General features: G+C 57.1%; 23 protein-coding genes. 8 read left to right on the top strand and 15 right to left on the bottom strand.

All coding sequences use genetic code 11. The features are described from left to right. Positions 1-203 precede the first annotated feature (203 nt). The 5 genes from DKY63_RS31570 (at position 204) to dapF (ending at position 6,610) form a co-directional block, all read left to right on the top strand. On the top strand, positions 204-1,694 hold the full coding sequence (locus tag DKY63_RS31570; RefSeq protein ID WP_110967724.1) for an APC family permease: 1,491 nt from the start codon (positions 204-206) through the stop codon (positions 1,692-1,694). A gap of 72 nt (positions 1,695-1,766) precedes the next feature. Further along, positions 1,767-3,365 carry a choline dehydrogenase gene (locus tag DKY63_RS31565; RefSeq protein ID WP_110967723.1) on the top strand — a complete coding sequence of 533 codons (1,599 nt, stop codon included), beginning with the start codon at positions 1,767-1,769 and terminating at the stop codon, positions 3,363-3,365. A gap of 88 nt (positions 3,366-3,453) precedes the next feature. Next, positions 3,454-5,118, top strand: a complete 1,665-nt coding sequence (pgi, locus tag DKY63_RS31560; RefSeq protein WP_110964912.1) for a glucose-6-phosphate isomerase — start codon at positions 3,454-3,456, stop codon at positions 5,116-5,118. Positions 5,119-5,307: 189 nt separating this feature from the next. Further along, positions 5,308-5,574 (top strand): hypothetical protein, encoded by a 267-nt coding sequence (locus DKY63_RS31555; RefSeq protein WP_110967722.1) that lies wholly within the window; start codon positions 5,308-5,310, stop codon positions 5,572-5,574. Between the two features lie 220 nt (positions 5,575-5,794). Further along, positions 5,795-6,610 (top strand): diaminopimelate epimerase, encoded by an 816-nt coding sequence (gene dapF / locus DKY63_RS31550; RefSeq protein ID WP_110968027.1) that lies wholly within the window; start codon positions 5,795-5,797, stop codon positions 6,608-6,610. A gap of 227 nt (positions 6,611-6,837) precedes the next feature. Here the strand turns inward: dapF and DKY63_RS31545 are convergent, their stop codons facing one another. The 5 genes from DKY63_RS31545 to DKY63_RS31530 form a co-directional block, all read right to left on the bottom strand. Then, complete coding sequence (locus DKY63_RS31545; protein WP_110967721.1) at positions 6,838-8,388, bottom strand: hypothetical protein; 1,551 nt, start codon at positions 8,386-8,388, stop codon at positions 6,838-6,840. A 362-nt stretch (positions 8,389-8,750) separates the two neighbouring features. Next, positions 8,751-9,599: a hypothetical protein gene (locus DKY63_RS32290; protein WP_162634947.1), complete on the bottom strand. Its 849-nt coding sequence runs from the start codon at positions 9,597-9,599 to the stop codon at positions 8,751-8,753. A 339-nt stretch (positions 9,600-9,938) separates the two neighbouring features. After that, positions 9,939-10,394, bottom strand: a complete 456-nt coding sequence (locus DKY63_RS31540; RefSeq protein ID WP_110967720.1) for a VOC family protein — start codon at positions 10,392-10,394, stop codon at positions 9,939-9,941. A gap of 91 nt (positions 10,395-10,485) precedes the next feature. Beyond that, on the bottom strand, positions 10,486-11,619 hold the full coding sequence (locus tag DKY63_RS31535; protein WP_110967719.1) for an aminotransferase class V-fold PLP-dependent enzyme: 1,134 nt from the start codon (positions 11,617-11,619) through the stop codon (positions 10,486-10,488). A gap of 107 nt (positions 11,620-11,726) precedes the next feature. Then, positions 11,727-12,620: a LysR substrate-binding domain-containing protein gene (locus DKY63_RS31530; RefSeq protein WP_110967718.1), complete on the bottom strand. Its 894-nt coding sequence runs from the start codon at positions 12,618-12,620 to the stop codon at positions 11,727-11,729. 109 nt (positions 12,621-12,729) lie between these two features. Between DKY63_RS31530 and DKY63_RS31525 the strand changes: the two genes are divergently transcribed. Together DKY63_RS31525 and DKY63_RS31520 are read left to right on the top strand one after the other, a co-directional pair. After that, the gene (locus tag DKY63_RS31525) at positions 12,730-13,050 is read left to right on the top strand and encodes a carboxymuconolactone decarboxylase family protein (protein ID WP_110967717.1); all 321 of its coding nucleotides are present in this window, start codon (positions 12,730-12,732) and stop codon (positions 13,048-13,050) included. A gap of 6 nt (positions 13,051-13,056) precedes the next feature. After that, complete coding sequence (locus DKY63_RS31520) at positions 13,057-13,431, top strand: tautomerase family protein (RefSeq protein ID WP_110967716.1); 375 nt, start codon at positions 13,057-13,059, stop codon at positions 13,429-13,431. A gap of 85 nt (positions 13,432-13,516) precedes the next feature. Here the strand turns inward: DKY63_RS31520 and DKY63_RS31515 are convergent, their stop codons facing one another. The 3 genes from DKY63_RS31515 to DKY63_RS31500 form a co-directional block, all read right to left on the bottom strand. Continuing rightward, entirely contained in the window at positions 13,517-13,942 is a 426-nt protein-coding gene (locus tag DKY63_RS31515; RefSeq protein WP_110967715.1) for a GNAT family N-acetyltransferase, read from the bottom strand. Between the two features lie 105 nt (positions 13,943-14,047). Beyond that, the gene (locus DKY63_RS31510) at positions 14,048-14,416 is read right to left on the bottom strand and encodes a DUF6632 domain-containing protein (protein ID WP_110967714.1); all 369 of its coding nucleotides are present in this window, start codon (positions 14,414-14,416) and stop codon (positions 14,048-14,050) included. A 530-nt stretch (positions 14,417-14,946) separates the two neighbouring features. Then, positions 14,947-15,414: a hypothetical protein gene (locus tag DKY63_RS31500; protein WP_110967712.1), complete on the bottom strand. Its 468-nt coding sequence runs from the start codon at positions 15,412-15,414 to the stop codon at positions 14,947-14,949. A gap of 262 nt (positions 15,415-15,676) precedes the next feature. Here DKY63_RS31500 and DKY63_RS31495 point away from each other — a divergent pair, with 262 nt between their 5' ends. After that, positions 15,677-16,117, top strand: coding sequence for a hypothetical protein (locus DKY63_RS31495; RefSeq protein ID WP_110967711.1), 441 nt, complete (start codon positions 15,677-15,679; stop codon positions 16,115-16,117). A gap of 198 nt (positions 16,118-16,315) precedes the next feature. Here DKY63_RS31495 and DKY63_RS32825 read toward each other — a convergent pair whose 3' ends face one another. The 7 genes from DKY63_RS32825 to DKY63_RS31460 all read right to left on the bottom strand — a co-directional run bounded on the left by DKY63_RS32825 (position 16,316) and on the right by DKY63_RS31460 (position 26,182). Beyond that, positions 16,316-16,774: a hypothetical protein gene (locus DKY63_RS32825; protein ID WP_239499352.1), complete on the bottom strand. Its 459-nt coding sequence runs from the start codon at positions 16,772-16,774 to the stop codon at positions 16,316-16,318. Positions 16,775-16,829: 55 nt separating this feature from the next. Further along, a complete protein-coding gene (locus tag DKY63_RS31485) occupies positions 16,830-17,342 on the bottom strand; it encodes a hypothetical protein (protein WP_110967710.1) in 513 nt (170 codons plus the stop codon). 771 nt (positions 17,343-18,113) lie between these two features. Further along, on the bottom strand, positions 18,114-19,289 hold the full coding sequence (locus DKY63_RS31480; RefSeq protein ID WP_110967709.1) for an FkbM family methyltransferase: 1,176 nt from the start codon (positions 19,287-19,289) through the stop codon (positions 18,114-18,116). 445 nt (positions 19,290-19,734) lie between these two features. Beyond that, positions 19,735-22,812, bottom strand: a complete 3,078-nt coding sequence (locus tag DKY63_RS31475) for an efflux RND transporter permease subunit (RefSeq protein WP_110967708.1) — start codon at positions 22,810-22,812, stop codon at positions 19,735-19,737. Next, the gene (locus DKY63_RS31470) at positions 22,809-23,975 is read right to left on the bottom strand and encodes an efflux RND transporter periplasmic adaptor subunit (protein ID WP_110967707.1); all 1,167 of its coding nucleotides are present in this window, start codon (positions 23,973-23,975) and stop codon (positions 22,809-22,811) included. Before DKY63_RS31470 ends, DKY63_RS31475 begins: the two co-directional genes overlap by 4 nt. After that, entirely contained in the window at positions 23,972-25,390 is a 1,419-nt protein-coding gene (locus DKY63_RS31465; RefSeq protein ID WP_110967706.1) for an efflux transporter outer membrane subunit, read from the bottom strand. Before DKY63_RS31465 ends, DKY63_RS31470 begins: the two co-directional genes overlap by 4 nt. Positions 25,391-25,492: 102 nt before the next feature. Further along, positions 25,493-26,182 carry a response regulator transcription factor gene (locus DKY63_RS31460; RefSeq protein ID WP_110967705.1) on the bottom strand — a complete coding sequence of 230 codons (690 nt, stop codon included), beginning with the start codon at positions 26,180-26,182 and terminating at the stop codon, positions 25,493-25,495. Positions 26,183-26,267: the final 85 nt, after the last annotated feature.

Genomic DNA, 26,267 nt, shown 5'->3' with positions numbered 1-26,267 from the left:
TGCGTGTTTTTCAATCCTATATGCACGTTTTCGTGCAGTCAACGCGCGAATTATGATTTTAACAACACACAAACAAGCGATATCGCCGACTAAATACACGATAAAGGGTATTGACTGCACGTTTACGTGCATCAATACTCATCTCCTCAGAGGCTCGGTGCGCATTACCGCTCCTCGTACCACAATAAGATGAGGAGATTTCGATGAACGATGATCACCCCCACTCCACGCCGGCGACCGGTTTGCAAAGTAACTCCGTCGGTCTGGTTACCGTGCTGATGCAAAGCATTGCCCAGATCGCCCCCGCTGTCGGCGTACTCACCACGATTGCATTCAATACCCAGCAAGCGGGCCTCGGCGCGCCCTCGGCCTACATCGCAGCCTTTATCATCGGCCTGATCGTGGCCGTGTCCCTGGCGCAATTGGGCAAGCATTTTCCTTCCGCAGGCGGTTTCTACACCTACGTCAGCGCCACGGTCGGCCCAAGTGCCGGCTTCATGGTTGGCTGGCTCTATTCCTGGATCGTGGCGCTGATTCCAGGGGGGCTGGCCGCGTTTACCGGGTACGTTCTGCAAACTGAAATCAGCAAGAACTATGGAATCGACGTTCCGTGGCAGTACACCGCGGCCGCCATCCTGCTAGTCGTCGGCTACATCGCCTATAAAGGCATCAAGACCTCCGGAAAGATGTTGACCTTGTTGTCTGTGGTAGAGATGTTGATCGTCGCGGCGCTGGCGATGGGCGGACTGATCTCTCCGGGTGAAGGCGGCGTGTCGCTGGCAGGTTTCAATCCGGCCAACAGCACCAGCTCCCACGGTTTTTTCCTGGCGGTCGTGTTGTCGATTTTCGCTTTCACAGGCTGGGAAGGCGCAGCGGCCGTGGCCGAAGAGGCGCGCAACCCGCGCAAGGTTATCCCGCAGGCCATCATCGGTTCGTTGATTCTCCTGGGTGTCTATTACGTGTTCTGCGCCTGGGGCATTCAGACCGGCTGGGGCATTGCGCACCTTGATACGCTGGCCGACTCGAAGGACAGCCCGGCGTTTGCCGTCGCTCATCGACTCTGGGGCAATGGCTGGATTCTGATTCTGCTGGCGCTGCTCAACTCCGGCATTGCGGTGTGCATCGCTTGCACCGTGGACTCGACCCGCAACTGGTACGCCATGGCCCGCGCAGAAGCGATTCCTGGTTGGTTGAAAAAAATTCACCCCGTGCACCGCACCCCTCACGCGGCGATCCTGACTCAAACGATTCTGGCGTTGGTCGTCGCGCTGGTGGGCGGCAGTTTCATGCAACCCGATCAGGCCTTTTTCCTGCTGGCGACACTGGCAACCATCATTTACGTGTTCGTCTACTTCATGGGCAACATTGGCGTCGCTCGCTTTTTCACGACGGTCATGCGCAAGGACTTGAACGTCATCGTGCACATCCTGTTCCCAATCATCTCGACCATCGCGCTGTTCGCCGTTCTTTACTACTCGCTTGTGCCGCTGCCGGAACCTCCAGTGGGTTACGCACCGATCGCTTTCGTCGTGCTGATGATTCTCGGCCTATGGCGTCTGGTACATCTCAAGCGCAGCGGCAGTGACACCTGGAAGACGCTATCCAGGTACGTGGTGGAGAACGAAAACCGCGCCGGCGCTTCATCACAACCGGCGTCATCTGCCGCGCATCTGTCTGCGGCACGAAAGGCCTGACACCTCGATTCAAGGCAGCCCCGGATTCACGGGGCTGTTTCAGCCAAACATGTCTTTACCGGGTTACTCAAGATGGTCAATAAGGTTAACGAATTTGATTACGTCATCGTCGGTGCAGGATCGGCAGGCTGTGTCCTGGCCAACCGCCTGACCGAAGACTCCAGCGTGACGGTCTGCCTGATCGAGGCCGGACCCAGCGATAAAAGTATTTTTATCAAGATGCCCGCCGCCCTGACCTTTCCCATTGAAAGCGATGTATTCAATTGGAAATTCGAGAGCGAACCCGAGCCCGAACTGCACGACCGGGTAATCGGCCAGGCACGCGGCCGTTGCCTGGGTGGCAGCTCATCAATCAACGGCATGGTGTATGTCCGAGGCAGCGAACACGACTATGACCATTGGCGCACGCTGGGCGTCGAAGGTTGGGATTTTGCCGATTGCCTGCCGTTCTTCCGCAAGATGGAAAGTTTCGAAAATGGCGCCGACCCGGTGCGGGGTGCGGACGGCCCGATTACCGTGGTGCGCAGTAAGGCTGACCATCCGCTGTATCAGTCGTTTCTGGACGCCGGCCAGCAATTCGGCCTGGACGACGCCGGCGACTACAACAGCGGCAATCAGGAAGGTGTACACGTCACGCAGACCACCATCCGCGATGGTGTGCGCTGCAGCACAAGTCTCGCTTATTTGAAACCGGCGATCCGCCGACCGAACCTGACGGTCCTGACCAATTGCCTGGTCAAGCGTGTGAACCTGGAAGGCAGTGTCGCCTGTGGCGTCACGGTGCAGCACAAGGGCGAACAGAAAATCATCCACGCTGCCCGAGAAGTCGTGCTTTGCGCCGGCACCATCGGCTCGCCTCACCTGCTGATGCTGTCGGGTATCGGCAACCGCGATGACCTTGCCGCCCATGGCGTTGTATCCCGAGTGCACCTGCCCGGTGTCGGTGCCGACTTGCAGGACCATGTGGTGGCGCCGTTGCGCTTCAAGTCACCTTCGGGCGTATCCATTTGCAAAGAGCTGAATACCTTGGGTCGATTGAAGCTCGGGGTGCAGTGGTCACTGTTCAAGACTGGCCTCGGGGCCACGCCGTTCTTCGAAGTGGGGTCATTCTTCAAGAGCAGCGACGACGTCGACTACTTCAATATGCAGCATGAATTCCTGCCCTTCCTCGCGGACTTCCAGTCCGGCAAGGTGCATATCGCCGACGGTTTCCAATACTTTGTCAGCCAGATGCGCCCGCACAGTCGCGGCAGCATCACGTTGCGCACGGCCGATCCACGTCACAAACCGGTGATTCGCTTCAACTACCTGACCGATCAACGCGACGTTACACAGATGGTCGATGGCATTCGCAAAACCCTGGAAATGGTCGAGCAGCCGGCCTGGTCGCGTTATCGCGGTGAATCGGTGGACACCCCCGGCCTCAAGGCGACAGATAGCGAGCTGGCCGCGTGGCTACGCCAGGTGGCCAACACCGAGCACCACCCCACCAGTACGTGCCGCATGGGCTCGGACGACATGGCTGTCACCGACAGCCAAGGACGCGTGCATGGTGTGAGTCGCCTGCGAGTGGTCGATGGCTCCATCCTTCCTCGCGTGCCGACAGCCAATATCAATGCTCCGATCATCATGGCGGCGGAGAAAATTGCCGCCGTAATGTGCGCCCGCTAAAGAGCGGATCTGGCCGGCCGCGACATGAAAATCGCGGCCGGGCGTATTGGCGATACTTCGCGACACTTGCAAAAGGAAACCCGCAGCGATGGCGTACTACCGCACTCCTCATGACGTTACCGCTCTGCCCGCCTGGCAGGCGTTGAATGACCACCGCCAAGCCATGCAGGATTTCAGCATGCGCGAGGCCTTCAATGCCGATCCGCAGCGTTTCACTCAATTCACCCTCAGCAGCTGCGGCCTGTTTCTCGACTATTCGAAGAACCTGATCAGCGCCGAGACCCGTAACCTGCTGGTGGGCCTGGCCAACGAAGTCGACCTCAAGGGTGCGATCAAATCGCTGTTCGACGGCGAGATCGTCAACGCCTCCGAAGGCCGCCCTGCCCTGCACACCGCCCTGCGTCGTCCGGTTGGCGACAAGCTGTCGGTCAACGGCGTCAACGTGATGCCGGAAGTGCACAAGGTCCTCAACCAGATGACCGACCTGGTGGGCCGCATCCACGACGGTCTGTGGCGCGGTTACACCGAGAAGCCGATTACTGACGTGGTGAACATCGGTATCGGTGGTTCCTTCCTTGGCCCGGAGCTGGTGTCCGAGGCCCTGCTGGCCTACGCCCAGAAAGGCGTGCGCTGCCACTACCTGGCGAACATCGACGGCAGCGAGTTCCACGAGCTGGCCATGAAGCTGCGTGCCGAGACCACGCTGTTCATCGTGTCGTCGAAATCCTTCAACACCCTCGAAACCCTGAAAAACGCCCAGGCCGCCCGCGCCTGGTACCTGGCCCAGGGTGGCTCGGAAGCGGAGCTGCATCGTCACTTCATCGCGGTATCGAGCAACAACGCCGCCGCCGTGGCCTTCGGTATCCGTGAAGAGAACATCTTCCCGATGTGGGACTGGGTTGGCGGGCGTTACTCGCTGTGGTCGGCCATCGGTTTGCCGATTGCCCTGGCCATCGGCATGTCGAACTTCAAGGAGCTGCTGTCCGGTGCCTACACCATGGACCAGCATTTCCAGAGCGCGCCTTTCGAACAGAACATGCCGGTGCTGCTGGCACTGCTCGGCGTCTGGTACGGCAACTTCTGGGGCGCGCAGAGCCACGCGATCCTGCCGTACGACCACTACCTGCGTAACATCACCAAGCACCTGCAGCAGCTGGACATGGAGTCCAACGGCAAGCGCGTGCGCCAGGACGGCCAGCCGGTTTCCACCGACACCGGTCCTGTGATCTGGGGCGGCGTGGGTTGCAACGGTCAGCACGCGTACCACCAACTGCTGCACCAGGGCACCCAACTGATCCCGGCCGACTTCATCGTGCCGATCGTCAGCTTCAACCCGGTGGCCGACCACCACCAGTGGCTGTACGCCAACTGCCTGTCCCAGAGCCAGGCGCTGATGCTCGGCAAGACCCTGGCCGAAGCCGAAGCCGAACTGCGCGACAAAGGCATGAGCGATGCCGACGTGCAGAAACTCGCCGCGCACAAAGTGATTCCGGGCAACCGCCCGAGCAACACCCTGGTGGTCGAACGTATCAGCCCTCGCCGCCTCGGCGCGCTGGTGGCGATGTACGAGCACAAGGTCTTCGTGCAAAGCGTGATCTGGGGCATCAACGCCTTCGACCAGTGGGGCGTGGAGCTGGGCAAGGAGCTGGGCAAGGGCGTTTACAACCGCCTGGTCGGCAGCGAGGAAACCCCGGCTGAAGATCCGTCCACCCAAGGCCTGATCAACTACTTCCGTGGGCGTCACCGCGGCTGATCTGACGAAATCAACCGAAGCTAACCAGCAGTTATGGACCGGTTGCTGCCCTTCGCGACAGACAGCAAAAGGCAAAGACAGCCCGCCCTGTGCGGGCTTTTTCGTGCCTGCCACTCGTCACTCACTCAGCACCTTTACTCTGCGCGCCCTTCCAATGCAGTAACTCGTCTTTCCTTAAAGGCCGTCATCATGAATAAAAGAGTTACTGCACTCACGCTCGCAGGTCTTCTTTCGTCTTGCCCACTCTTTGCCCTTGCTGTCGAAAAGACGGGAGCTTCTGCCGTGCCTCCAGCAGCACTTCCTGGTGTGAACCAAGGCGGTACGGATGCCAGGGAGGACAAGGCCGATAAAAAAGGTGAGGAAGCTTCTGACGCGAACTCAGGCGCCGATGCAGAAACCCTGGAAAGGGATGCGGAGTCAAAGGACGATGGATCGAAACAAAGTAGTGACGAGTAAATCGCCCCTGATTTTGTAGACGCAAATGACTGGCAGCGATGGGTCGACTGCGGCCCTTTGAAATAGGCACCCATCGGCCTGATGAATCAGACATAACGATGTGCCCAGTCTGTCTAACACGCTCGCCCAATGAGTTTTCGCACAACTTGCAAAACTTATGCGAATAGGGATAGTTCGCTTGGAACCTCATTCGCAACACTTCTCGCTGCCAGGTCTATTTATGCCGCTGAGCTTTCATAAAATGCACGCCAATGGCGATGATTTCGTTATCGTGGACTCGCGAAACTCACCCAATCCCATCACCAGCAATGTGGCTCGGCGAATGGGAGATCGGAACCGAGGAATTGGCTTCAATCAACTCGCGGTGGTGCTCGATTGCGATGATGCAGATGCGCGTTTGATATTCTGGAATGCAGATGGCTCAACACTGGACGCTTGCGGCAGCGCAACGCGGGGGGCCGCGGATATGTTGATGCGCGAATCCAATAAGACTTCGGTAGCACTGCGAACCAATCGTGGCCTGCTGACTTGCGAACGAACTTTAACCGGCGCCATTTCTGTCAACATGGGAAAGCCGCTTTCGGCTTGGTCAGATATTCCTCTGGCCCAAGAAATGGACACTTTAGTGTTGCCACTTGCCGGTGCCCCAACAGCTTGCAGCATGGGAAATCCGCACTGCACCTATTTTGTGGATGACCTGACAGCCATTGAGATAGCGACGATTGGACCGACAGTTGAAACAAACCCTTTGTTTCCCCTCAGGACAAACGTGCATTACGTCCAGATCATTGACCGAAAGCACATCCGGTTGCGAATTTGGGAGCGCGGGGGTGGTATCCCGCTGGGTTCAGGCTCCTGCTCTTGTGGCGCCGCGGTTAACGGCATTCGTCGTGGCTTGTTAGACAATTGCGTTGAGGTTGAATGTGACGGCGGAGCTGTAACAGTTCAATGGGACGGCGTGGGATCAGTCTTTCTAACCGGGCCGGTTGAGACGACTTTTTCAGGAATAATCGCGGATGCTTTGTTGAAAGCTTGATTTTCAGGCAGGCCACTATTGACCGACTTCTAGCTGTCGCAAGCGTCTGCTTTGGGGCGGATGCAGCCCTGTACGGCAGGCTGCAATCGGCCAGAAGCGGACATTCGTGAAAAGCATAAAATGGCTAAATTCGAAGCGCTCACGATTGAAAAGCAGATAAACAAAATTTGACATGGAGATAGTTAGCCAGATGGCTGGCTAACCATCTCGCTGCGGAAAAGTTAGCATCAGCTTTTAAATTCGTTTGGCGGTTCTGGCCACATATTAATGTCAATCCAGCTTAGCGCTTGAGAAGCGGCCTCAACTGTAGCCACGGAAACTCTGGAAGTTCGCTTTCCGTGAAATAAATCGTTACGCTCACCCGAGACAACTTTATATTTACGAGTCAGCTCGCGAAGTGAAGTTTGCATTGGCACTAGTCGATACAACGACTTCAGTTTGCCAAAAATACTTACGTGAATCGGGGCGCTAGGCCATTTGACCTTACCTACCATCTCTGGGAACTGCTCCGAGAGGATAGCCTCTGCTTCCGACCAGAATTCTTTAGGACTGACTAGGTCAGCTGCAAGACCGGGGCTCCGAAGCGCAACTTCAATCTCTTCGAAACGCTGCGCGATTAGTGACTCTGCCGCCACGTTTAACCAGAAAAGCGCCTCATTCGTGTCTCCGAGCTCCAAGTACATGTTTGCTCTTACCCGACACTCGGCAGACCAAGGCAGTCGGGTCAGCTCGCCCAAAACGATATTCAACGAGTTTTCTGTAGGGGTAAATATTTCTAACAGCGCTGCAGGCGATCCTTTTCTAATGTAGCCAAGACTGTCAATTGAATTGGTTTTAATCCAGATTTCCAGATCAGATAAGTCTCGAGGTGCGGGTATCCAGTCTTGGTGCCCTGCATGATCTAAGCGCAGCCGCCAAGCAAGATCATGGAAGATCGAGAATGCCAACGTAAATGACTTTGGCCAGCCATTGACCGGAAATTCCGAGCCAGGCACCGCCTGTAGACGTTCGGTGTAAGCGCTACCGTCCACAAGGCCTTCTCGCTCAATGGTGATTACGGACGAACCTGTTTGCCACCGAGAGGCCCCCACTGAGAGAGCTGCATTATCCGCCGCATGGATAAAACTCTCCTCCGTTGCTCGAAAAATTGGAGCAATTAAAGCTCGCATTGATACTCCGCAACTTGTGAATTCGATCTCAAGTGGCTGCTTGTGCAGTACATACGGGATTCGGAATCGGAATATTGTCCGTAAACTTCTATCGATCAACCCATTAAGAATAAATAGAAGCTCCGATTTTTGCTGTGTGAATTCGGCATTTTTTATCGAAGAGGATGGCGCTGGGACTTTCTCAATCTGTTGTTGAAGTTTGAGCACATCAGGCAGTGCTATCGAGTCAAACGGCTTCTCATCAAATTGCTTAAATAAATGATCCTTAATTAGATGGAGTCTAAATACTGGACAGTTCATCGGCTCGTCCCTTTCAATACGCCAAAAAGCGTTAACAAACTTTGCAAATCGCTCATATTGCTCTAGGGGGACCACGTATGGCGATGGCGAAAACCATCGATCAAATCGCTTAGCCCCCTCAAAAAGGAACATTGATAGCGCCTGCATTTGCGCTGGCTTGCGAAAAGGAATTGAAGAATTCACCGCATTCAAAATCGCCTCTAATTCCTCATCGCTCAGAGATTGAGCTGCGACAGCTGAATCACATCCGGCTACGAATACGTCCATAATTTGTTTTTTCGCTTTTAAGTAGTCAAGCGTGTTCGTCATCTACCCAACCCTCTTCATACGACAGACACAGCGGCCCACGATATTTACGCCCAACAAAGGCATCCTCACGTAGTGGAAGTGGCATAAAAATTTTGTCAATTGTAGAAGTTAAGTAATTTATGCACCTAACGCGCTGGGCATCCTGTCCCTCCCAATGCCAAATCAAAATTTATCACCGTAGAAAGTACCTGCTTATCAGCAAGCTTGTATGGCGCCCATAGATGGCGGTTTTCTGCACGATACAACAGACCGCGGGGGGCGATTTCTGTCTTTCGAGATGGCTAAAGCAGTTACGCGCCAATCTATTTGCGGCCAACTTTAAGTAGACCGCGGTCGACTGCAATGTTAGAGCGCTCGTTATGTCACATGCACGCGGGGCAAAATGAATGAGAAGAAAGGAATGTTAGGCGGAAGCAACGTGGGCAATCAAGCAAGGGTGGGTCACCTTTTGTCATGCCGAGGTACATCTCACCCCGATAATGAGAGTTCAACGCGCGGTCCAAAGCATTAGAATAATCTGTTGTTGCCGCACATTTTGTGCATACAAAACTAACCTTCGGAGGCATAGCGATTGGATCATGAGGACGTATTAGTAGAGATCTACAATGGACGCATTCTAAACTTCGTGAAACCGCCTTCAAGATAGGTATGGGCCAATTAAGATTTTCGTTGGCTTGCTGACAAGCGTCTAAATCTTTTTTGTAAAACGCCTCTTGAGTGGTGAGAAATCCCCAAATTTGCTCACCGAGCAACTGGATAGGGCTCATATCAAGATGGCGCGGTACGAATTGTTGAATTAGATGGAATGAGGCTGCCACTGCAGCCAACAACTGAGAAACAGGCTGCGGCGTGTAGTAATGTTCAACGCTATTTCGGATCTCGGTTAATTTCTTCAACTGCTTCCAATCCACATCATTTACACCCAAGCTTGTCAAACGGTCAATAATGGATTGCACATCGACAGTTTTGGTGCCTTTGCCGACCCAAACTTGCACGCCATTAGCATCAAATACTGGTTCTAGTCGTTCTTTAATCAACGCCTCTGCTGAATTTGGAGGGCTGAGTTGCTGGAGCTTCACTTTGAACAAGAGCAACAGCCCGGCAGTGAGATTACGTATGGCTGAAAGCGCTCGCGCCTGGTCACAATCTGCAGCTTGGAAATCCTCTACTCCCAGCCGGATTGAAGAAACGGCGTTATTAAGCATGCTCATAAAAAGCTCCTTTGCTTTTTGTGTTTGAACATTGAAAATTAATTTTTTTAGATTCGAATATCAGAAAAACAGCAATAGCATCAGAATCATTTCATTTAGTTATTCGCTGATATGCCTAGAGGATCTTAGCCACTACATCTCTTTCCGACTTTGATTGTCAAAGAATGCGTCGCACTGATTCATCGTAATCGAGATCTGTACACTTTTGCTATACAGCTGAACGAGAAAAACCACCAATATTGAAAGTAAGCGGCTTGATCGAAAGCCTCCGGTTAGACGTTTCTTGTGCGTGCCCACCGTCTGCAATGGGTCGCAAGCAGACGCTCTTCGCCGCACCACTCAGGAAAATGCAGCGTCTATAAATGCCTCCAACGCCTTTTCTTCCAGGATTTCAATAGAGAAGTGCCCGAAGCGCTTGGGCAACCAGATAATGCGTGTCCCGGACGGCGATTGCAGGTTCTCGCGGGCCAGTGGCTTTGCGTTTTCGTCTTCTGGCTGAACACCGGCGACCACCAACTCGTCGTAGGCCTTCTCGATATCCGGTGTCGAATAACAGTGGCGATAAATCATCCCCTCTCCCGAGGCGTCCAATAGCTCCTTCAGGTTCCCCGCCAATGGCTGCACCAACATGAAACGCTCTTGACCGATCAGCGCAATCGCATAGCGCACGTGCAGGCCGCCGCGTTCCCAGACGAGCGTTTTGGAAATCCTGGCATTGAGTATCTGTGCGTAGTAAGCGCAGGCTTCGTCAAGATTATTAACCAGTACATCTACGTGACTGAACTTCAGATCCATTGCAGTCCTCCTGTTGAACCAACTTCCATGTAAAGCCCGACACGCCCAGTACACTTATCAGTAAGACACGTGCACTGGGCAGGATGAGGGCCTAGTTAACCAACACCTCGTCCAGCGCCTGCTCCAGCGTGCTCACCGTGCGCTCGATATTGTGCAGCTTTTCCAGCCCGAACAGACCGATGCGAAAAGTCTGGAAGTCAGCCGGTTCGTCGCATTGCAACGGCACGCCGGCGGCGATCTGCAGGCCGTGGCTGGCAAATTTCTTGCCGCTCTTGATGTCGGCATCATCGGTGTAGCTCACCACCACGCCAGGGGCCTGAAAGCCCGCAGCGGCCACGCTTTTGATGCCTTTGCCGGTCAACATGGCGCGTACCCGATCGCCCAAAGCCTGCTGTTCGTCGCGGACCTTGTCGAAGCCGTAGGCTTGCGTCTCTTTCATCACTTCGTTGAATCGCGCGAGGGAGTCGCTGGGCATGGTGGCGTGGTAGGCATGTCCACCCTGCTCATAGGCTTGCATGATCTGCAGCCACTTTTTCAGGTCGCAGGCGAAGCTGCTGCTTTGCGTGTGTTCGATGCGTTCGAGGGCCAAGGGATTGAACATCACCAGGGCGCAGCATGGGGATGCGCTCCAGCCTTTCTGCGGCGCGCTGATCAGCAGGTCGACCGCGCATTTCTCCATATCAACCCAAATCGTGCCCGAGGCGATGCAGTCCAGCACGAACAGGCCACCCACCGCATGCACGGCGTCGCCGACGGCCCGCAGGTACTCGTCGGGCAGGATGATTCCGGATGAGGTTTCAACGTGGGGGGCGAAGACAATCTGCGGCTTGTGCGTCGCAATGGCGGCCAGCACTTCGTCCAGCGGGGCTGGCGCGTAGGCAGCCTGGCGTCCGCTGTCGACCGGCCGGGCCTTGAGCACCGTGGTGGCAGCCGGAATGTTGCCCATCTCAAGGATCTGGCTCCAGCGATAGCTGAACCAGCCGTTGCGTATCACCAGGCATTGCTGGCCGGTGGCGAACTGTCGCGCCACCGCTTCCATGCCGAACGTGCCGCTGCCCGGGACCACCGCGACACCCTGGGCGTTGTAGACCTGTTTCAGGGTCGTGGAAATGTTCTTCATCACGCCTTGGAACGACTGCGACATGTGGTTGAGGGAGCGGTCGGTGTAGACCACCGAGTACTCGACCAGCCCTTCGGGATCGATACTGGGATAGAGCTTTGACATGGGTGACTCCTTTGGCAGGGATCTTAGTGGTATCGACCCTGCCCTAAGCCTTGGCAAATGACAAGATTGCCCAGGATTGAATGGCGAACTCTGTCGAGCGGCGGGCATCAGCTATGGGCGGTATCCGCGAATCTGAACGCTTGTTCTTGCAGGCTCGTTTTAATCAGTGCCGCCAATTGCCGGGTAGCTGCAGACGGGTCGTCGCCACCGCAGTGAAGCACATAGCCAAGGCTTGGCACGGCGGGTAAGCCAGAAACAATCTTGAGATGACTCGGCAGACCGATGCGGGTTCGCAGCGTCACACCCAATCCGCCGGCAACGGCCGCCCAGATTCCACCGACACTGGGGCTGGTCAGCGCGATCCGCCAAGGTATTTGCGCAGCATCCAGCGTCTGGGTGGCGGCGCTGCGTAACAGGCAAGGCGCGTCGAACATGATCAGCGGCAGTGGCGCGTCCGCCATGCCGCCGAACACCGGTGTGTCATGTGCGCCGATCCAGTACATCTGTGTGTCGCCCAGCCGCGTGGCGTGGGGTGACGCGTGTCCGGTGTCCCAGGTCAATGCCAGGTCCAGGCCCGCGCTGTCGACCAGGGCTAACAGTTCGGCATTACGTGCAATCTTCACTTCCAGACTCACCATTGGGTAAAGCTGGACGAAGCGCCGCAGGATATCGCTCAGCAAGTGTTCACCAAAATCCTCCTGAAGGCCCAGGCGGATGGTCTCGGCGGTCTGGCTTTCACGCAAGGTCTGGAAAATGCCGTCGTTGAGTTCCAGTAACCGTCGGGCATGGCTGAGCAATGATTCGCCGACCGGCGTCAAGACCAGCCCGCGACCGGCCTTGGCCAGCACCGGTGTGCCGACTTGTTCCTCAAGCTTCTTCAACTGAGCGCTCACGGCGGACGTGGATCGACCGAGGCGATAGGCGGCCTTGGCAAAGCTGTTGAGCTCCACGCCCGTAACGAATGTGCGCAATACATCAAGATCGAAGGTCGGGCGACGCATCGGATAGTCCATTAATTCAGGATGGTTGGTTCAATTAAATCTGATATTCGGCATTATCGCGAATTGATAGTTTTCCTCCCGTCATTAACCAATCAGGGGGAGAAACCACATGCATGTAGTCAACGGAGCCGGTGAATACCCGGCAAAGTTCGCCGAACTGACGGAAAACGTCCTGTTCGGCGATATATGGAACCGCACGCAATTGAGCCCTCGGGAACGCAGCCTGGCGACGGTGGCCGCGCTGGTGGCGATGTACCGTCTGGAGCAACTGCCGTTTCATCTGCAACGCGCACGGGATAACGGTTTGAGTCTGGACGAACTGGCTGAAGTCATGACCCATCTGGCGTTTTACTCAGGCTGGCCGACGGCCGCCTCGGCGCTGAATCTGCTCAGTGAACTACGCGCTGACTTCGTCAAACCTCAGGAGTAACCGAGCATGCCATTCGCACGTATTTCACTGCACCGGGGCAAGTCGACCGAGTATCTGCAAGCGTTATCACAGGGGTTGCACGACGCGCTGGTCGAGAGCTTCGAGGTACCGAAGACCGATCGCTTCCAGGTCATTCATCAACACGAGGTGGATGAACTGATCTTCGATCGCGACTACCTGGGTGGCCCGCGTAGCCACGACTTTGTGCTGATCGCAATCACCGCCGGCCGCCCTCGCAGCGTTGAAACGAAACAGCGTTTCTATCGTGATCTGGTTGAGAAGCTGGGGCATACAACGGGGCTCGACGCGGAGGATGTCATGGTGGTGATTACCACGACCGCCAATGATGAATGGTCTTTTGGCGGTGGCCGGGGAAACTAGCCTCCGGGCTTGTGCGCGCTATATCCAAAAATGGCGGGCCGTCTTTGTCTATCGATGCGATGGCCGGCCAAGGATCAGGGCATTGTCAGCTCAACCGCTTCTGGTAATAAAACCGGACATGCCCCGGCGGATAATCCGCCAGGCGTCCAAATTCGGAGTACCCCAGCTTTTGATAAAACCCCGGCGCCTGAAAGCTGAAGGTCTCCAGCCAGATACCGATGCAGTGCTTTTTCTTCGCGACGTCCTCGGCCATGTGCATCAGCCGCTCTCCGATACCCTGACCACGCAGCGACTCGGGAACACTGACCAGATCGATGAGTAGCCACCGATAAGAGACCTTGCCATACAGTCCACCAATGACTTCATCGCTATCTGGGTCTCGTAGCAACAGGGCAAACGTTTCATGGGCATCATCCCCACCCTTGGCCAGGTTGTGGGTCAGCAGCGGATTCAAAATCCCCGACCGCTCTGCTTCAGTCACATTTTCCGAAAGCTGGATTTGCAAAGGCATGGGGCTCTCCCTGAGCGATGAGTAGATGGGTCAACAAGATAGTCTGTTCTGTGGCAGTCAAACCTGCTCCTGGACCCCATTGCCTGTCCGGATACCAGCGGTCAATTACGAGCGGGGCGTCAAGATTGCCAAGGCAACCGCCAAGATGAAGAGCGCCGGCACGTCACCTGCCAAGTGCCCCATTTGCCCCGACTGCGTAACCGCCTGGACGGCCATGATTGCTCCGTGCACGGCGCTGGACCACACGGTAAACCAGATCAGGCTCAGATTGGCTAATGGATCACTTGCGGCCAGGATCAAGAACACGCCAAGTGTGGCGTAGATGCCAACGATCATCATCGGGTAATCAGAGTGACCGACGTGCCAGGCCCAGCCGGACGGCCAGAACAACATAAGTGGGTAAAGAGCAAGGCATGCGAGACCGGACAAGACTAGAACGACGCGCAAATATCTGAGGCGATCGAATACGGTCATGGCGGGTTCCTCGTTGGGCCTGGCTGGATGAAAAGCCAAATCTGCTCAATCAATTCCTGCAGTAGACCAAGCGTAGCTACTCATTTGCTATCGCTCAGTCCACCGGCTACTGATGGCCGGGAGAGCCCATCGTGAAGCCATTGCCCGCCCAATGCAGACTACTTTGCACGCCAGCGATGGAACGCCCGCCTTCCCCGCAGAACACCCCACGACAAGACCAGTCCCGCACCGCTGGCTGAAATGAAAAACGCGACATCGCGCAGCAAATACAAACCGAAGCGCCATGGCTGTTCGTCGTATACAAAATGCTCTTTCATCCTGTGCCAACGAGGACCTGTAGTTGAGTCGAACTGCCAAAGGGTCAGAGCGTTGTAGATCTGCTCGGCTACTAGCCAAGAGCAGAGCAGGCAGAACAAGGCGCCGATGAAACAGTAAATGCGGATTCGATATCCCGGGATCACAAAAACTCCCTCTTCATGATCTGCCGATACCGGCGTTTCAGCACGGCCAGATACAGACGCACCATTGGCTTAACTCCCCACGCCAAAAGACAACGCACCGCAATACATCAAAGTGGAGCACAGGATCATCTGGGCGATCATGAAGCCAATGATTGCTCCCAGAAATGCAATGGCTGCAACAAGCCATGGCAGGCTTGCTTTCACGCGACACCTCAATAGCCAGGCTGACACGCCTGCGCCCACCAACAGGCCGGGCATGGAAAACAGATGCCCAAGTACAAGCAACCCTTCGGAGCGTGGCAGGCTGAACATGATGTTCATGTAGACCAAAAGACTGGCTATCACCGCTGCGGTTGTTCCGGTGAGAAACAATGCAGGGACTCGCAGGATCAGGCCTGGTACCAGCGCCGCCAAAGGCACGCCCAGGAGGTACCAGACACCTGCGTACAGCGGATCGACACCCATGTTTGCGTAAAGTAGAACAGGAACGAATAAAAGGATTGAACAGGCTAGATCGTCTCTAAAGCCGACTGTCATTCCATGGCCTCGTTATCAGCTTCGTGCTTGCTGAGATAGCGTAGATGATGGAAGCGATTGTGCTGTCTATGTTCGCTACGACGCGTGCATTTCTGCGCTAAACAACACGGCCTATTTATTCAGCAGAATCGGCCGATATTGACCTGTAACGGAAACCTCCAGTCACCCCGCAACGAACACGACGACTGGAGCGCAACATTAAAAGCATCCGTTAGACTCCGCAGCCTTCTTCAACAACGTTCGCAACTAACAAGGAACTCCCATGACAAGGATGATCGCTGTTTTCACCCTGCTCGGTTGTATGGCCTCGGCATCAGCATTGGCGGCATCGGATTGTCCCTTTCCGCAGGGCATGCAGGCATCCATCGGGGCGTCGAAGCAAGCCATTGCAGCCAGGCAGGCGGGCGTCGCGAAGGCTGACTTGCTCGCCAAAGTTTCCCCCGATGCGAACCCGCAGATGACTCGGCTGCTCAAGACCATCGTCGATGAGGTGTATGACTACCCGGCTTTACGGCCCGAGGTGTACGCGGCCTATCGGTTCGAGCATTGCTTTGTTTCGCAGCAGCACGCCGAACAGATGTCGGCAATGAAGTTTGCCGACGCCTGGCCGCTGCTCAAGCAATGCGAAGAGATTGAACCGGAAGGAGCAAGGCCGCCTTGTGCAATGCGTGCGGTGCACAAAGTCACTGGCATTCCTGAGTAGGCAATCCGTTGGTTTGTCCGGGAGATGGAGACACAGCTCAGGCAGACTCCAACGCAAGCCACGAAATCGGGTGGCTCAGGCTGGGCAAAAGGATGGAGTAACGAGCCTCCGGATGGGCATGGTTAGAAACCGTCTGTCAAACATGATTCGAGGTTACCTGGGGACTGTCCCTGTCCCCGTCTGTGCAACTGGCCTGATTCATAGACAACTCTTTAGCGCGGCCAAATGTTTTTTTGATATCCAGCGATCCGTCGCAGCGTAGTACTTGGCCACCGATCCGGATGATTGCGACTGGATATCGACAAAATACGCTGAGCCACTCGTTGCTACTGTGTAACCACCGTTGCTGCCAGGTTCCTTCGTTGCACCATCCCGGCCTTCAAAAACGAACAGATTTTGCCACTCACGCTGAACGCATTCGGCGATGACCCTATCGTTATTTTTTGAATGCAAAACTTCGCGAGGAGCTCCTTGACGCATCTCATTCATCGTTGGAACTGCACATCCCGCCAATGACACAAGAGCTAATGCCCATATGGCTGATTTGATATTACTGCGCACGTTCCAACAGGATGACCAGATGACTCCTGCCGCCTTGATAGGCCGATATTCGTCGTGAGGCAGAGCTGGCCCTGATGCCTTTATATTGAATTTCATCTTCCAAGCTCCTTTCATTCGGACGATGGAATGGGGTATTACGCCTAACGAATTTTCAACGCTGCATGGGCGGGAGCGGCCCAATGAACATCACCTTCAGCCGATCACGTCCAATGACGCGTGCCAACTCTGCGATCACGCAATACATGAAGATCAACGTAATGAGCAGAATTTGTATGGCCCAAAAGCGAGGCCAGTTTATCGAGGACCACAGCAGCGAGTTTGCATCCATGAAACCCGGTGCCTCCTTCCAGTAGTCGTACAGTCGTTCCAGGTAGTGAACGATCAATGCGACCAAGGCATACATGCATGTTTTCCAGGTGACATTCCAGATCAGGGGTTTGTCGGGAAACCGGTTGATGAACGGCAGCATATAGGCGATCAATACGCACTTGCCGAGCACCAGGGAGGCGATCAGCACCGATGCGGAAACCGGCAATTCCACTCCCGACCCTTTGATCATGAGCGCTCGAATCAGGGCCACGATGTGCAAGATGATGAAAAAGAAAATGGTCGGTGGAAGGACCTTCATGAACTCATGTTTGATCTTGTGTATCACCGCACTCATATCGGCATCCTTCAATTGAGAATGCACGTTTACCGGATTGGCTCGGGTGCCCCGGTACGGCTGCACTCTTGTGAGTCATAAAGAGGCAAGCCATCGGCATTTGCCAATGGCTTGCCTTGATGCAACCAGTGGACGAAAACAGCCTCGTAAAGGTGCGTCCGGCCCTGCCATGACTGGCGAAAGCCTAGTCGTGAAACCGGGGCACGCAACATTTTCGGTTAAATAATGCGACTGGATCTCATTTAAGACATCGATGTTGCGCCGATTGCAGCCATTTGCGTCTACAAAATCAGGGGCGATTCATTTTCGACAGCAAGCGCAAAGAGTGGGCAAAAGGAAAGCAAACCTGAGAGTGTGAGTGCAGTAACTCTTTTGCTCTTCATGATGGCGGCCTTTGAGCAAAGACGAGTTACTGCATTGGAAGGGCGTGCAGAGTAAAGGTGCTGAAAGAGTGACGAGTGGCAGGAACGAAAAAGCCCGCACAGGGCGGGCCGTCTTTTGCCATTTGCTGCCTGTCGCCAAGGGTGGCAATCGACCCAATGCGGCCGGTGCGATAGTCAAAAACGCCAGAAACAGACTTTTAGTCAAACGAGTAACCAAACCGAAAATACTTCAGCCAGCAGGATGGAACAGGAATGCAGAAGACTAATCGGATTATTGCAGTGCTTCGTCAATGCCATCAAAGGCCACGATTTACCGAATAACTACTTGCTTTCCCATTCCAACCTTTTCCGGATGAGGTATAACGCTGCACAGGTAACTCAGGTTTAATTACGAGAGAACTTGTGCATAAAGGATAGAGTCATAATAGTAAAAATAATGTTGACGCAAACGCAGTTGGTATTCAGGTTCCAGATCCAACACCAAATCTGCAATATCAAGCAAGTCATCGGCGAAGTGATACCCCGTGACTGCCAAACGCGGCTTGTGGTTCTGAATCAGTTTGCGTGCGCCTCGCAATACGCCGGTCTCGTGACCTTCAACATCCATTTTGATAAACGTTGCATAATCGAGCACTTCATCGAGCGGCAAGACTTGAATTTCAGTGTTACCGTCTGAATCCAATCGACTGCCCATCGTACCTGTTTGGGAAAAACGCATGGTGGAGCGAGCATCGGACAGTGCGATATTGTGCGCCTGAAAGTTTTCCAGTTTCGCGGAGTAATTTTTTTCGAGATGAGCAAAGTTTTCAATATCAGGTTCGAAGGCGTGTATGGCTGCATACTGCCAGCGCGTGGCAGTTACGAACTTTCGAACTGTCGTTCCGACATGAGCTCCGATGTCACACAACACTTCCTTCTCACCCAGTTTAAAGGTGTCGGTGCTGCCACCAGGGTAGGACGCGAAGTACTCGTCTTCAGGACTGCACAAAATAGGCAATAAGGCAGTGCGATCAAAGTTCAATCTCAACGTCAACATGGCCAATAAGGTCTTGATGCTGAGCGGGTCTGCCAAACGCCGCGCCAGTTTACGATAGTCATCGGCACGGGCAATTGTTTGAGCGCGCATAGCGCTGGCGGTTTGATAAACGACCGGCACATCTAACACGTCCAAAACCGGAACCATATCCAGTTCCGCCATCTGTGCACGCGCTGATAACTGAGAGAAGTAACCATGCGCAAACGGCGCACTCGACATATTGACCGAAACAGCCGCGCTTTGACCGAATGCTTGGGAAACGAACACATCTGAACTCAGCACGGGCCATTCTTGCCAGTGATCGCCCTGCGCTGCATAGAGATCATCGACAAGAAAAACCCGCTTACCCTGCTCGGTCAGACGACGAGCCAGGATCGGCGCGAAGGTCAGGCCCATAAGAGAGGTAGGGGCAAGCAGATAAACATGATCGGCAGACGCCAACAGCGTTTGCGCACGAGAAGGAGGTGCGCAGGCCAGCAAAGCGTTGAAGTCATGTTCGAATTGAAGAAGGGTCGACTCGAGATTCATATTAATTATTTACGCCCATTGGGAAATTTTCATCAGGTCCGGCCGACACAGTTTTTCCACACGCCTGAATCCAGGAAAAAGAGTGTTTCTACAGAAATATTCAGTTCCTGTCGCCTGAAATTAACGACGCGCCAATACTGGGTTTTCCAGGACATCCGCCAGCTTTTTTTGAACTGCTCGCGAACTGTATCCCCCGCTTTTGCCGTAACTTTAGTGCCCACTGATTGGCAGCTGCTATCACAGCGAATCGGGTGCTCGACCAGATCAATCCGCCTGAAGGTTCTGAACCCGACTTGAACCTGTGGGCGCGAGCCTGCTCGCGAAGAACGTTTGAGCAACACGAGCATCCAGACAGCCCGCGTTATCGTTGACTTCCATCGCGAGCAGGCTCGCTCCCACAGGGCCTCTCAGGCACGGTTGCCAGGCCTCGGGGCAGTCGACAATTTCAAATCGCGACCTCGGTGGTGTTGCGCCGCACCCTGCCCCGCCGCCGTTCAAACCACAGGTAGACCACCGGCGTGGTGTAGAGCGTCAGGATCTGCGACACCGCCAGCCCGCCCACAATCGCTATGCCCAACGGCTGGCGCAATTCGGAGCCGGCACCGTGTCCGAATGCCAGCGGCACGGCGCCGAGCAAGGCCGCCAGGGAGGTCATCAGGATCGGTCGCAAACGCAGCAGGCACCCTTCGCGCACCGCATCGCGAGGCGACAGGCCCCGCTGCTGGGCCTGCAAGGTGAAGTCGACGATCATGATCGCGTTTTTCTTGACGATACCGATCAGCAGAATGATGCCGATCATCCCCAACACCGACAGGTCCTGACCGCAGAGCATCAGCGCCAGCAGCGCACCGAAACCCGCCGACGGCAAGGTCGAAATGATCGTCAGCGGGTGAATCGCGTTCTCGTACAGCACCCCCAGCACGATATAGACGGTGAGGATCGCCGCCAGAATCAGCCACGGTTGCGACTTCAAGGAATCCTGAAACGCCTGGGCAGTGCCCTGGAAGCTGCCGATCACGGTGTCGGGCATTGCCACCGCCAACGACGCCTGATTGATCGCACTCACCGCCTCGCTCAAGGCATGCCCCGGTGCGAGGTCGAACGACAAAGTGATCGCCGGAAACACGCCCTGGTGGTTAATGATGATCGGCACCTGTTCGGTCTTGACGCTAGCCAGCAGGTTCAGCGGCACCAGCGCGCCGGAACTGGCGCGGACAAACAGGTGCTCAAGGGTGGCGGTCGACGTTTGCCAGCTCGGATCGAGTTCCAGAATCACGTGGTTCTGGTCCAGCTGGGTGAACATCGTCGCAATCTGCCGTTGGCCAAAGGCGTCGTACAGCACATCGTCGATGGCCTGTACCGTCACCCCCAGACGCGCCGCCGTGGGCCGGTCGATCACCAGGGTCGACTGGGCGATGGCCTGCTGTTGGTCGGAGGTGACGTGCTGCAACTGCGGTAGGGTCTTGAGTTTTTCCAGCAGCACCCCGCTCCAGTGGTCCAGCTCGGCACTGTCCGGGTCCTGCAAGGTGTACTGGTACTGGGTCTTGCTGGCCCGTCCGCCAATCTGGATGTCCTGGTTGGCCTGCATGAACACCTTGACCCCGGACAGCACGTCAAGCTCCGGCTGCAATCGGCGGATGACCTCGGCCGCGCTGGCCGTGCGTTCGCTGAACGGCTTGAGGTTGATCATCACCTTGCCCTGGCTGACGGTCGGGTTCGGGCCGATCCAGAAGTACACCCGGGCCACGGCCGGGTCCTGACCGATGATCTCGGCGGCGCGGTTGACCTGGGCGCGCATGGCGATGGGCGAAATGTCCGCCGCCGCTTCGGCCACGCCCTGAATCAGGCCGTTGTCCTGTTGCGGGAAGAAGCCCTTGGGAATGCCGACGTACAGCACCGCCGTCGCCGCCAGCGTGGCGATGGCCACGGCCAGGGTGATGCGCTGGTGGTCCAGCACCCAATCCAGGCTGCGCCGATAGCCGTTGTGCAGGCCATCGAACACCCGCTCGCAGGCCCGGGCGAAGCGCCCCTCCTCCTGGTCGGCATGGGGTTTGAGCAGCCAGGCGCAGAGCATCGGGGTGATGGTCAGGGACACGATCCCGGACATGATGATCGCCACACTCACGGTCACCGCAAACTCGCGCATCAAGCGCCCGACAATCCCGGACATCAGCAGGATCGGCAGGAACACCGCGATCAGCGACACGGTCATCGAGACGATGGTGAACGCCACTTCGCGCAAGCCGTCGACCGCCGCTTGCAGACGTGACTTGCCCATTTCCAGGTGCCGGACGATGTTCTCCATGACCACGATGGCATCGTCCACCACGAACCCGACGGCAATCGCCAGGCCCATGATCGACAGGTTGTCGAGGCTGTAGCCCAGCAGGTACATCACCCCGAACGTCGCTACCAGCGACAGCGGAATGGTCAGGCTCGGGATCAGCGTGGCGGTGGCCTTGCGCAGGAACACAAAGATCACCACGACCACCAGGGCAATCGACAACAGCAAGGTGAACTGCATGTCATTGACCGAGGCCTCGATGGTCTGGGTCCGGTCGCCCACCACCTGCACCTGCACGTCGCGCGGCAGCGAGGCGGTCAGTTCAGGCAATTTCGCCTTGATCGTGGCGATGGTCGACAGCAGGTTGAAGCCCGGTTGCTTGTGGATGTCGACGATCACCGTGGGCTCGGCCCCCAGTTGCGCCGCTTGCTGGGTATCCTCGGCACCGTCGATCACCCGGCCCAGGTCACCGAGCTTGATCGGCATGCCGTTCTTGTAGGCGATGACCTGATCGCGGTAGTGCTGCGGGTCGAGCAGTTGATCCGTGGCACCGAGGGTGACCGAGCGGCTCTGGCCATCGAGGGTGCCCTTGGGCTGATCCAGGGTGCTGACGCCGATGACACTGCGCACATCCTCCAGGGTCAGGCCGCGTGCGGCCAGTGCATCGGGGTCGATCTGCACCCGCACCGCCGGTTTTTGCTCGCCATGGAAGTCCACCAGACCGACGCCCGGCATCTGCGACAAGCGCTGGGCAATGTAGTTGTCGGCGTAGCGATCGAGTTCCGGCAGCGTGCGCACCGGTGATGTCACCGCCAGCGACATCACGGTGCCTTCGGCCGGATTGACCTTGTTGAAAGTCGGCGCGCTGGACATGGTCTTGGGCAGGTTCGGCGTGGCGGTGTTGATCGCCGTTTGCACGTCCTGCGCGGCGCCATCGATGTCCCGCGACAGGTCGAATTGCAGCACCACCTGGGTTTTTCCCGCCGCGCTCGACGAGGTCATCGAGGTCACTTGCGGCACGGCGGCAAAGGCACGTTCCAGCGGTGTCGCCACCGACGACGCCATGGTTTCGGCACTGCCCCCGGAGAGTTTGGCGGTAACCTGGATGGTCGGGAAGTCCACCGTTGGCAGCGGTGCCACCGGCAATTGAAAGTAGGCAAAGGCGCCCAGCAGCATGACCCCGAGGGCCAGCAGGCTCAGGCCCACTCGGCGTTGAATCAGTCCGGCCAGCGCGTTCATTGGGCCACCTGCGCCAGATCGGACGTGGTGTCGGTCTTGACCGGCATCACCTTCAGCCCCGGAGCGATACGGGACTGGCCCTGCACCACCACCGTCTCCCCTGCCGCCAGCCCTTGGCGAATCCATTGCTTGCCATCCACCACGGTGCCGGCATCGACCAGGCGCGGTTGCACCCGCTGGTCGGCATCCACCACGTAGACGAAATTACCCTGACGCCCCAGTTGCACGGCATCGGCCGGTACCACGGCCACGTCCTTGCGGGTTTGCACCAGCAGCCGCGCGCTGACCAGTTCACCCGGCCAGAGTTTTGCGTCGCTATTGTCGAACTGTGCCTTGAGCTGGATCTGGCCACTGGCGGCGGTCACCTGGCTGTCGATGAAACTCAACTGGCCACGGGCGATTTCCTGTTGGCCATCGCGGGTCATCGCCACCACCTGCAAGGCGCCCTTGGCGTTCTCCTGGAGAATTTGCGCCAGTTCATCCTGAGACACAGCGAACGCGACCGAAATCGGATTCATCTGGGTAATGGTCACCAGCCCCGTGGCTTCGGCGCCATGGGCAATCGAACCGACATCCAGCAGGCGCTGGCCGGTGCGTCCGGTCAACGGCGCCTTGACCTGGGTGAACTCCAGTTGCAGGCGCGCCGCGTCCAGTGCCGCAAGATCGGCCTGCAAGGTGGCTTGCTGGGCGGCCAGTTGCGCGCGGTAAGTGTCGACATCCTGGGTCGGCCCTGCCTTGGCGGCGGCCAGTTTGCTGGCGCGGTCGAGGTTGACCTTCAGGTTGGCCACCTGCGCCTGATCCTTGGCGACCAAGGCCTGGGCCTGAGCGACCTGGGCCTGATACACCCGTGGATCAATCACCGCCAGCAGGCTGCCGGCGGTGACGGTCTGGCCTTCATTGAACAAAACTTTCTGCAGCTCGCCGTCCACCCGCACCCGCACATTGACGCTGTTGAGCGCCTGCACATTGCCGATGGCGCTGATCCAGATCGGCAAGTCCTGGCGGCTGACCTGGCTCATCTGCACCGGCACCGCACCGCTTGCGGCCATCACCGGCGCGGCATGGGCTTGCCTCACCCATTGAAAACCGCCGATGGCAGCGGCCAGCGAGAGCACCGCCAGCCCTCCGAAAATAATGCGACGACGTGGGTTCAAGGCATTCATGGGTGAGCCACCTGAGCAGAAGAATTGGATGCGAGAGCGTCGGTCGAGAAATCCCCGCCGATGGCGCGGAACAGGCCGACGGCGGCCTGCAAATGCTGGAGGCGAACCTGCAACAGCGTGTCTTCGGCCTGGTATTGGGTGCGTTCGACGATCAGCAGGGTCTGGAAATCGGTGGAGCCGAGGCGGTAGCGCACCTGCGCCAGGCGTGCCGCCTCGCGGGCCGAGTCCACGGCGGACTGGTTCAGGGCGTAGCTCTTGTCCAGTTCGCGGGCGGCGCTGAGTTGGGTTTCTACGTCCTGCAGGGCTTCGATGATCGACTCGCGATAGCTTGAGGCGAGTTCCTGTACATGGGCCTGGTCGAAATGCAGTTGGCCGTTGAGCTGACCGCCGGCGAACAACGGTTGGCTGATCGTGCCGATGGCGCTCCAGATCTGCCCGCCGGCCAACGTGTCGATGCCGCCCAGCAGGTCAAGCGACAGGTTCGGCAGAAACGCGGCGCGGGCGACGCCGACATCGAAGTTGGCGGACTTCAGGCGCGCCTCGGCCGCCTGAATGTCCGGGCGCTGGCGCAGCAGGCCAATCGGCAGGCCGGTGGCCGGCTGCGGTACTTGCAGGGCGTTCAAGCCGTCGCCTTTCACGGTAAACCCTTCAGGTGGGGCACCGACCAGCACGGCCAACTGATACAACGCCAGATTCCGCTGCTGACGCAGGGGTGGCATCGCCGCTTCGAATGTCTGCATGGCATTGCGCTGCTGCTCGACTTCGAGGTTCGACACCGCGCCCTGACTGGCCTGGACCTGCACCAGCTCCAGCACTTGCCGCGCATCGTCGGCAATGGACTGGGCCAGCCGCAGTCGATCCGAGAGCGACAACACCTCGAAATAGCGGTCGGCAATGCTCGCACCCAGGCTCATGCGCAGGGTTTGCGCATCAAACACCGTGGCATTGGCCAAGGCGTCGGCGGAATCCGCCGCTGCGCGCTGCTTGCCCCAGAAGTCGACCTCGTAGGTGGCTTCGGCAAACACACTTCGTTTTTCCGTGGTGCCGTAGTTGTTCTGCCGCTGGTAATTGCCGCCCAGGTTCAACGCCGGGTATTGCGCAGCACCCGCCACCTGCGCCGACGCGCGGGCCTCATCGATACGGCTGACCGCCGCCTTGAGGGTGTAGTTGGAGGCCAGGCCACGGGATATCAGTTGATCCAGTTCGGCGCTGTGAAACTCGCGCCACCACTGGCCGCCCTTGGCCGCCGGGCTGTCGGCCGGGCCATTGAACTGCTGCGCCAGGGGCAGCTCGGGTTGCCGGTAGGTCGGCACCATCGAACAGCCGCCCAGCATCAGCACGCCGAGCAGCGTCAACGAAACGCTTGAAAAACACGCACCGCGCCTGCTGCGCGCCACCAGGGTTGAAACCGACATGGGCAAGCTATCCCCGCTAAAGCCACTGTGGAGCGATCCACGAATGGGGCGAAGATAGCGAGGGGTGCCTGCCAGAGCGTTCGCCGGCAGATAAACTTTTTTTTAGCCTTCTACCGGCGACACCTCGAAGCTGTAGCCGGCGCCGGGCACGGTGCGGATCAGCGAGTGGTCAAAACCTTCATCGAGTTTGCGCCGCAAGCGATGGATGTGTTTGTCGATGACGTTGTCGTTGGGGTCGAAGTCGTAGTCCCAGGCGCTGTCGAGCAGCATGTCGCGGGTCACCACCTGACCGCTGTGGCGCATGAGTTTCTCCAGCAACAGCGCTTCGCGATGCTGCAAGGCAATCACCCGGCCCTGGCGCACCGCGGTGCGTGTGGCGCAATCAAGCTGCAACTCGCCCACCTGCAGTTGCCGCGCCGCGCCGGCCACCGGATCGCGCCCGCGCAACAAGGCATCGAGCCTGGCCAGCACTTCGGCGAACGCATAGGGCTTGGCCAGATAGTCATCGCAACCGGCCTGCAGGCCTTCGACCTTGTCGAGGGTGGACGCCTGGGCGCTGAGCATCAGAATCGGCACCCGCAATTGCTGCTTGCGCACCGCCTTGATCAGGCCGATACCGTCGAGGCCGGGCAAGCGGCGGTCGACGATCAGCACGTCATGGATTTGCTCCAGGGCCATGCCCAGACCACTGTTGCCATCGCTGGCGATATCGACGACGTGACCGCTTTCACTCAAGCCGCGCAGCAGGTACGCGGCTGTCTGGGCGTCGTCTTCAACCACAAGAATGCGCACGGCGGCATCTCCACACATCAAACCTAAACTTTTGTTTAACTGGCGGGAACGTGGCGCCGCCAGCAGCTTTGTCACACTATGACAT

It is taken from the genome of Pseudomonas putida (genome assembly GCF_003228315.1).
Lineage (GTDB): Bacteria > Pseudomonadota > Gammaproteobacteria > Pseudomonadales > Pseudomonadaceae > Aquipseudomonas > Aquipseudomonas putida_S.
This window is presented reverse-complemented; position numbering and strand designations above follow the sequence as displayed.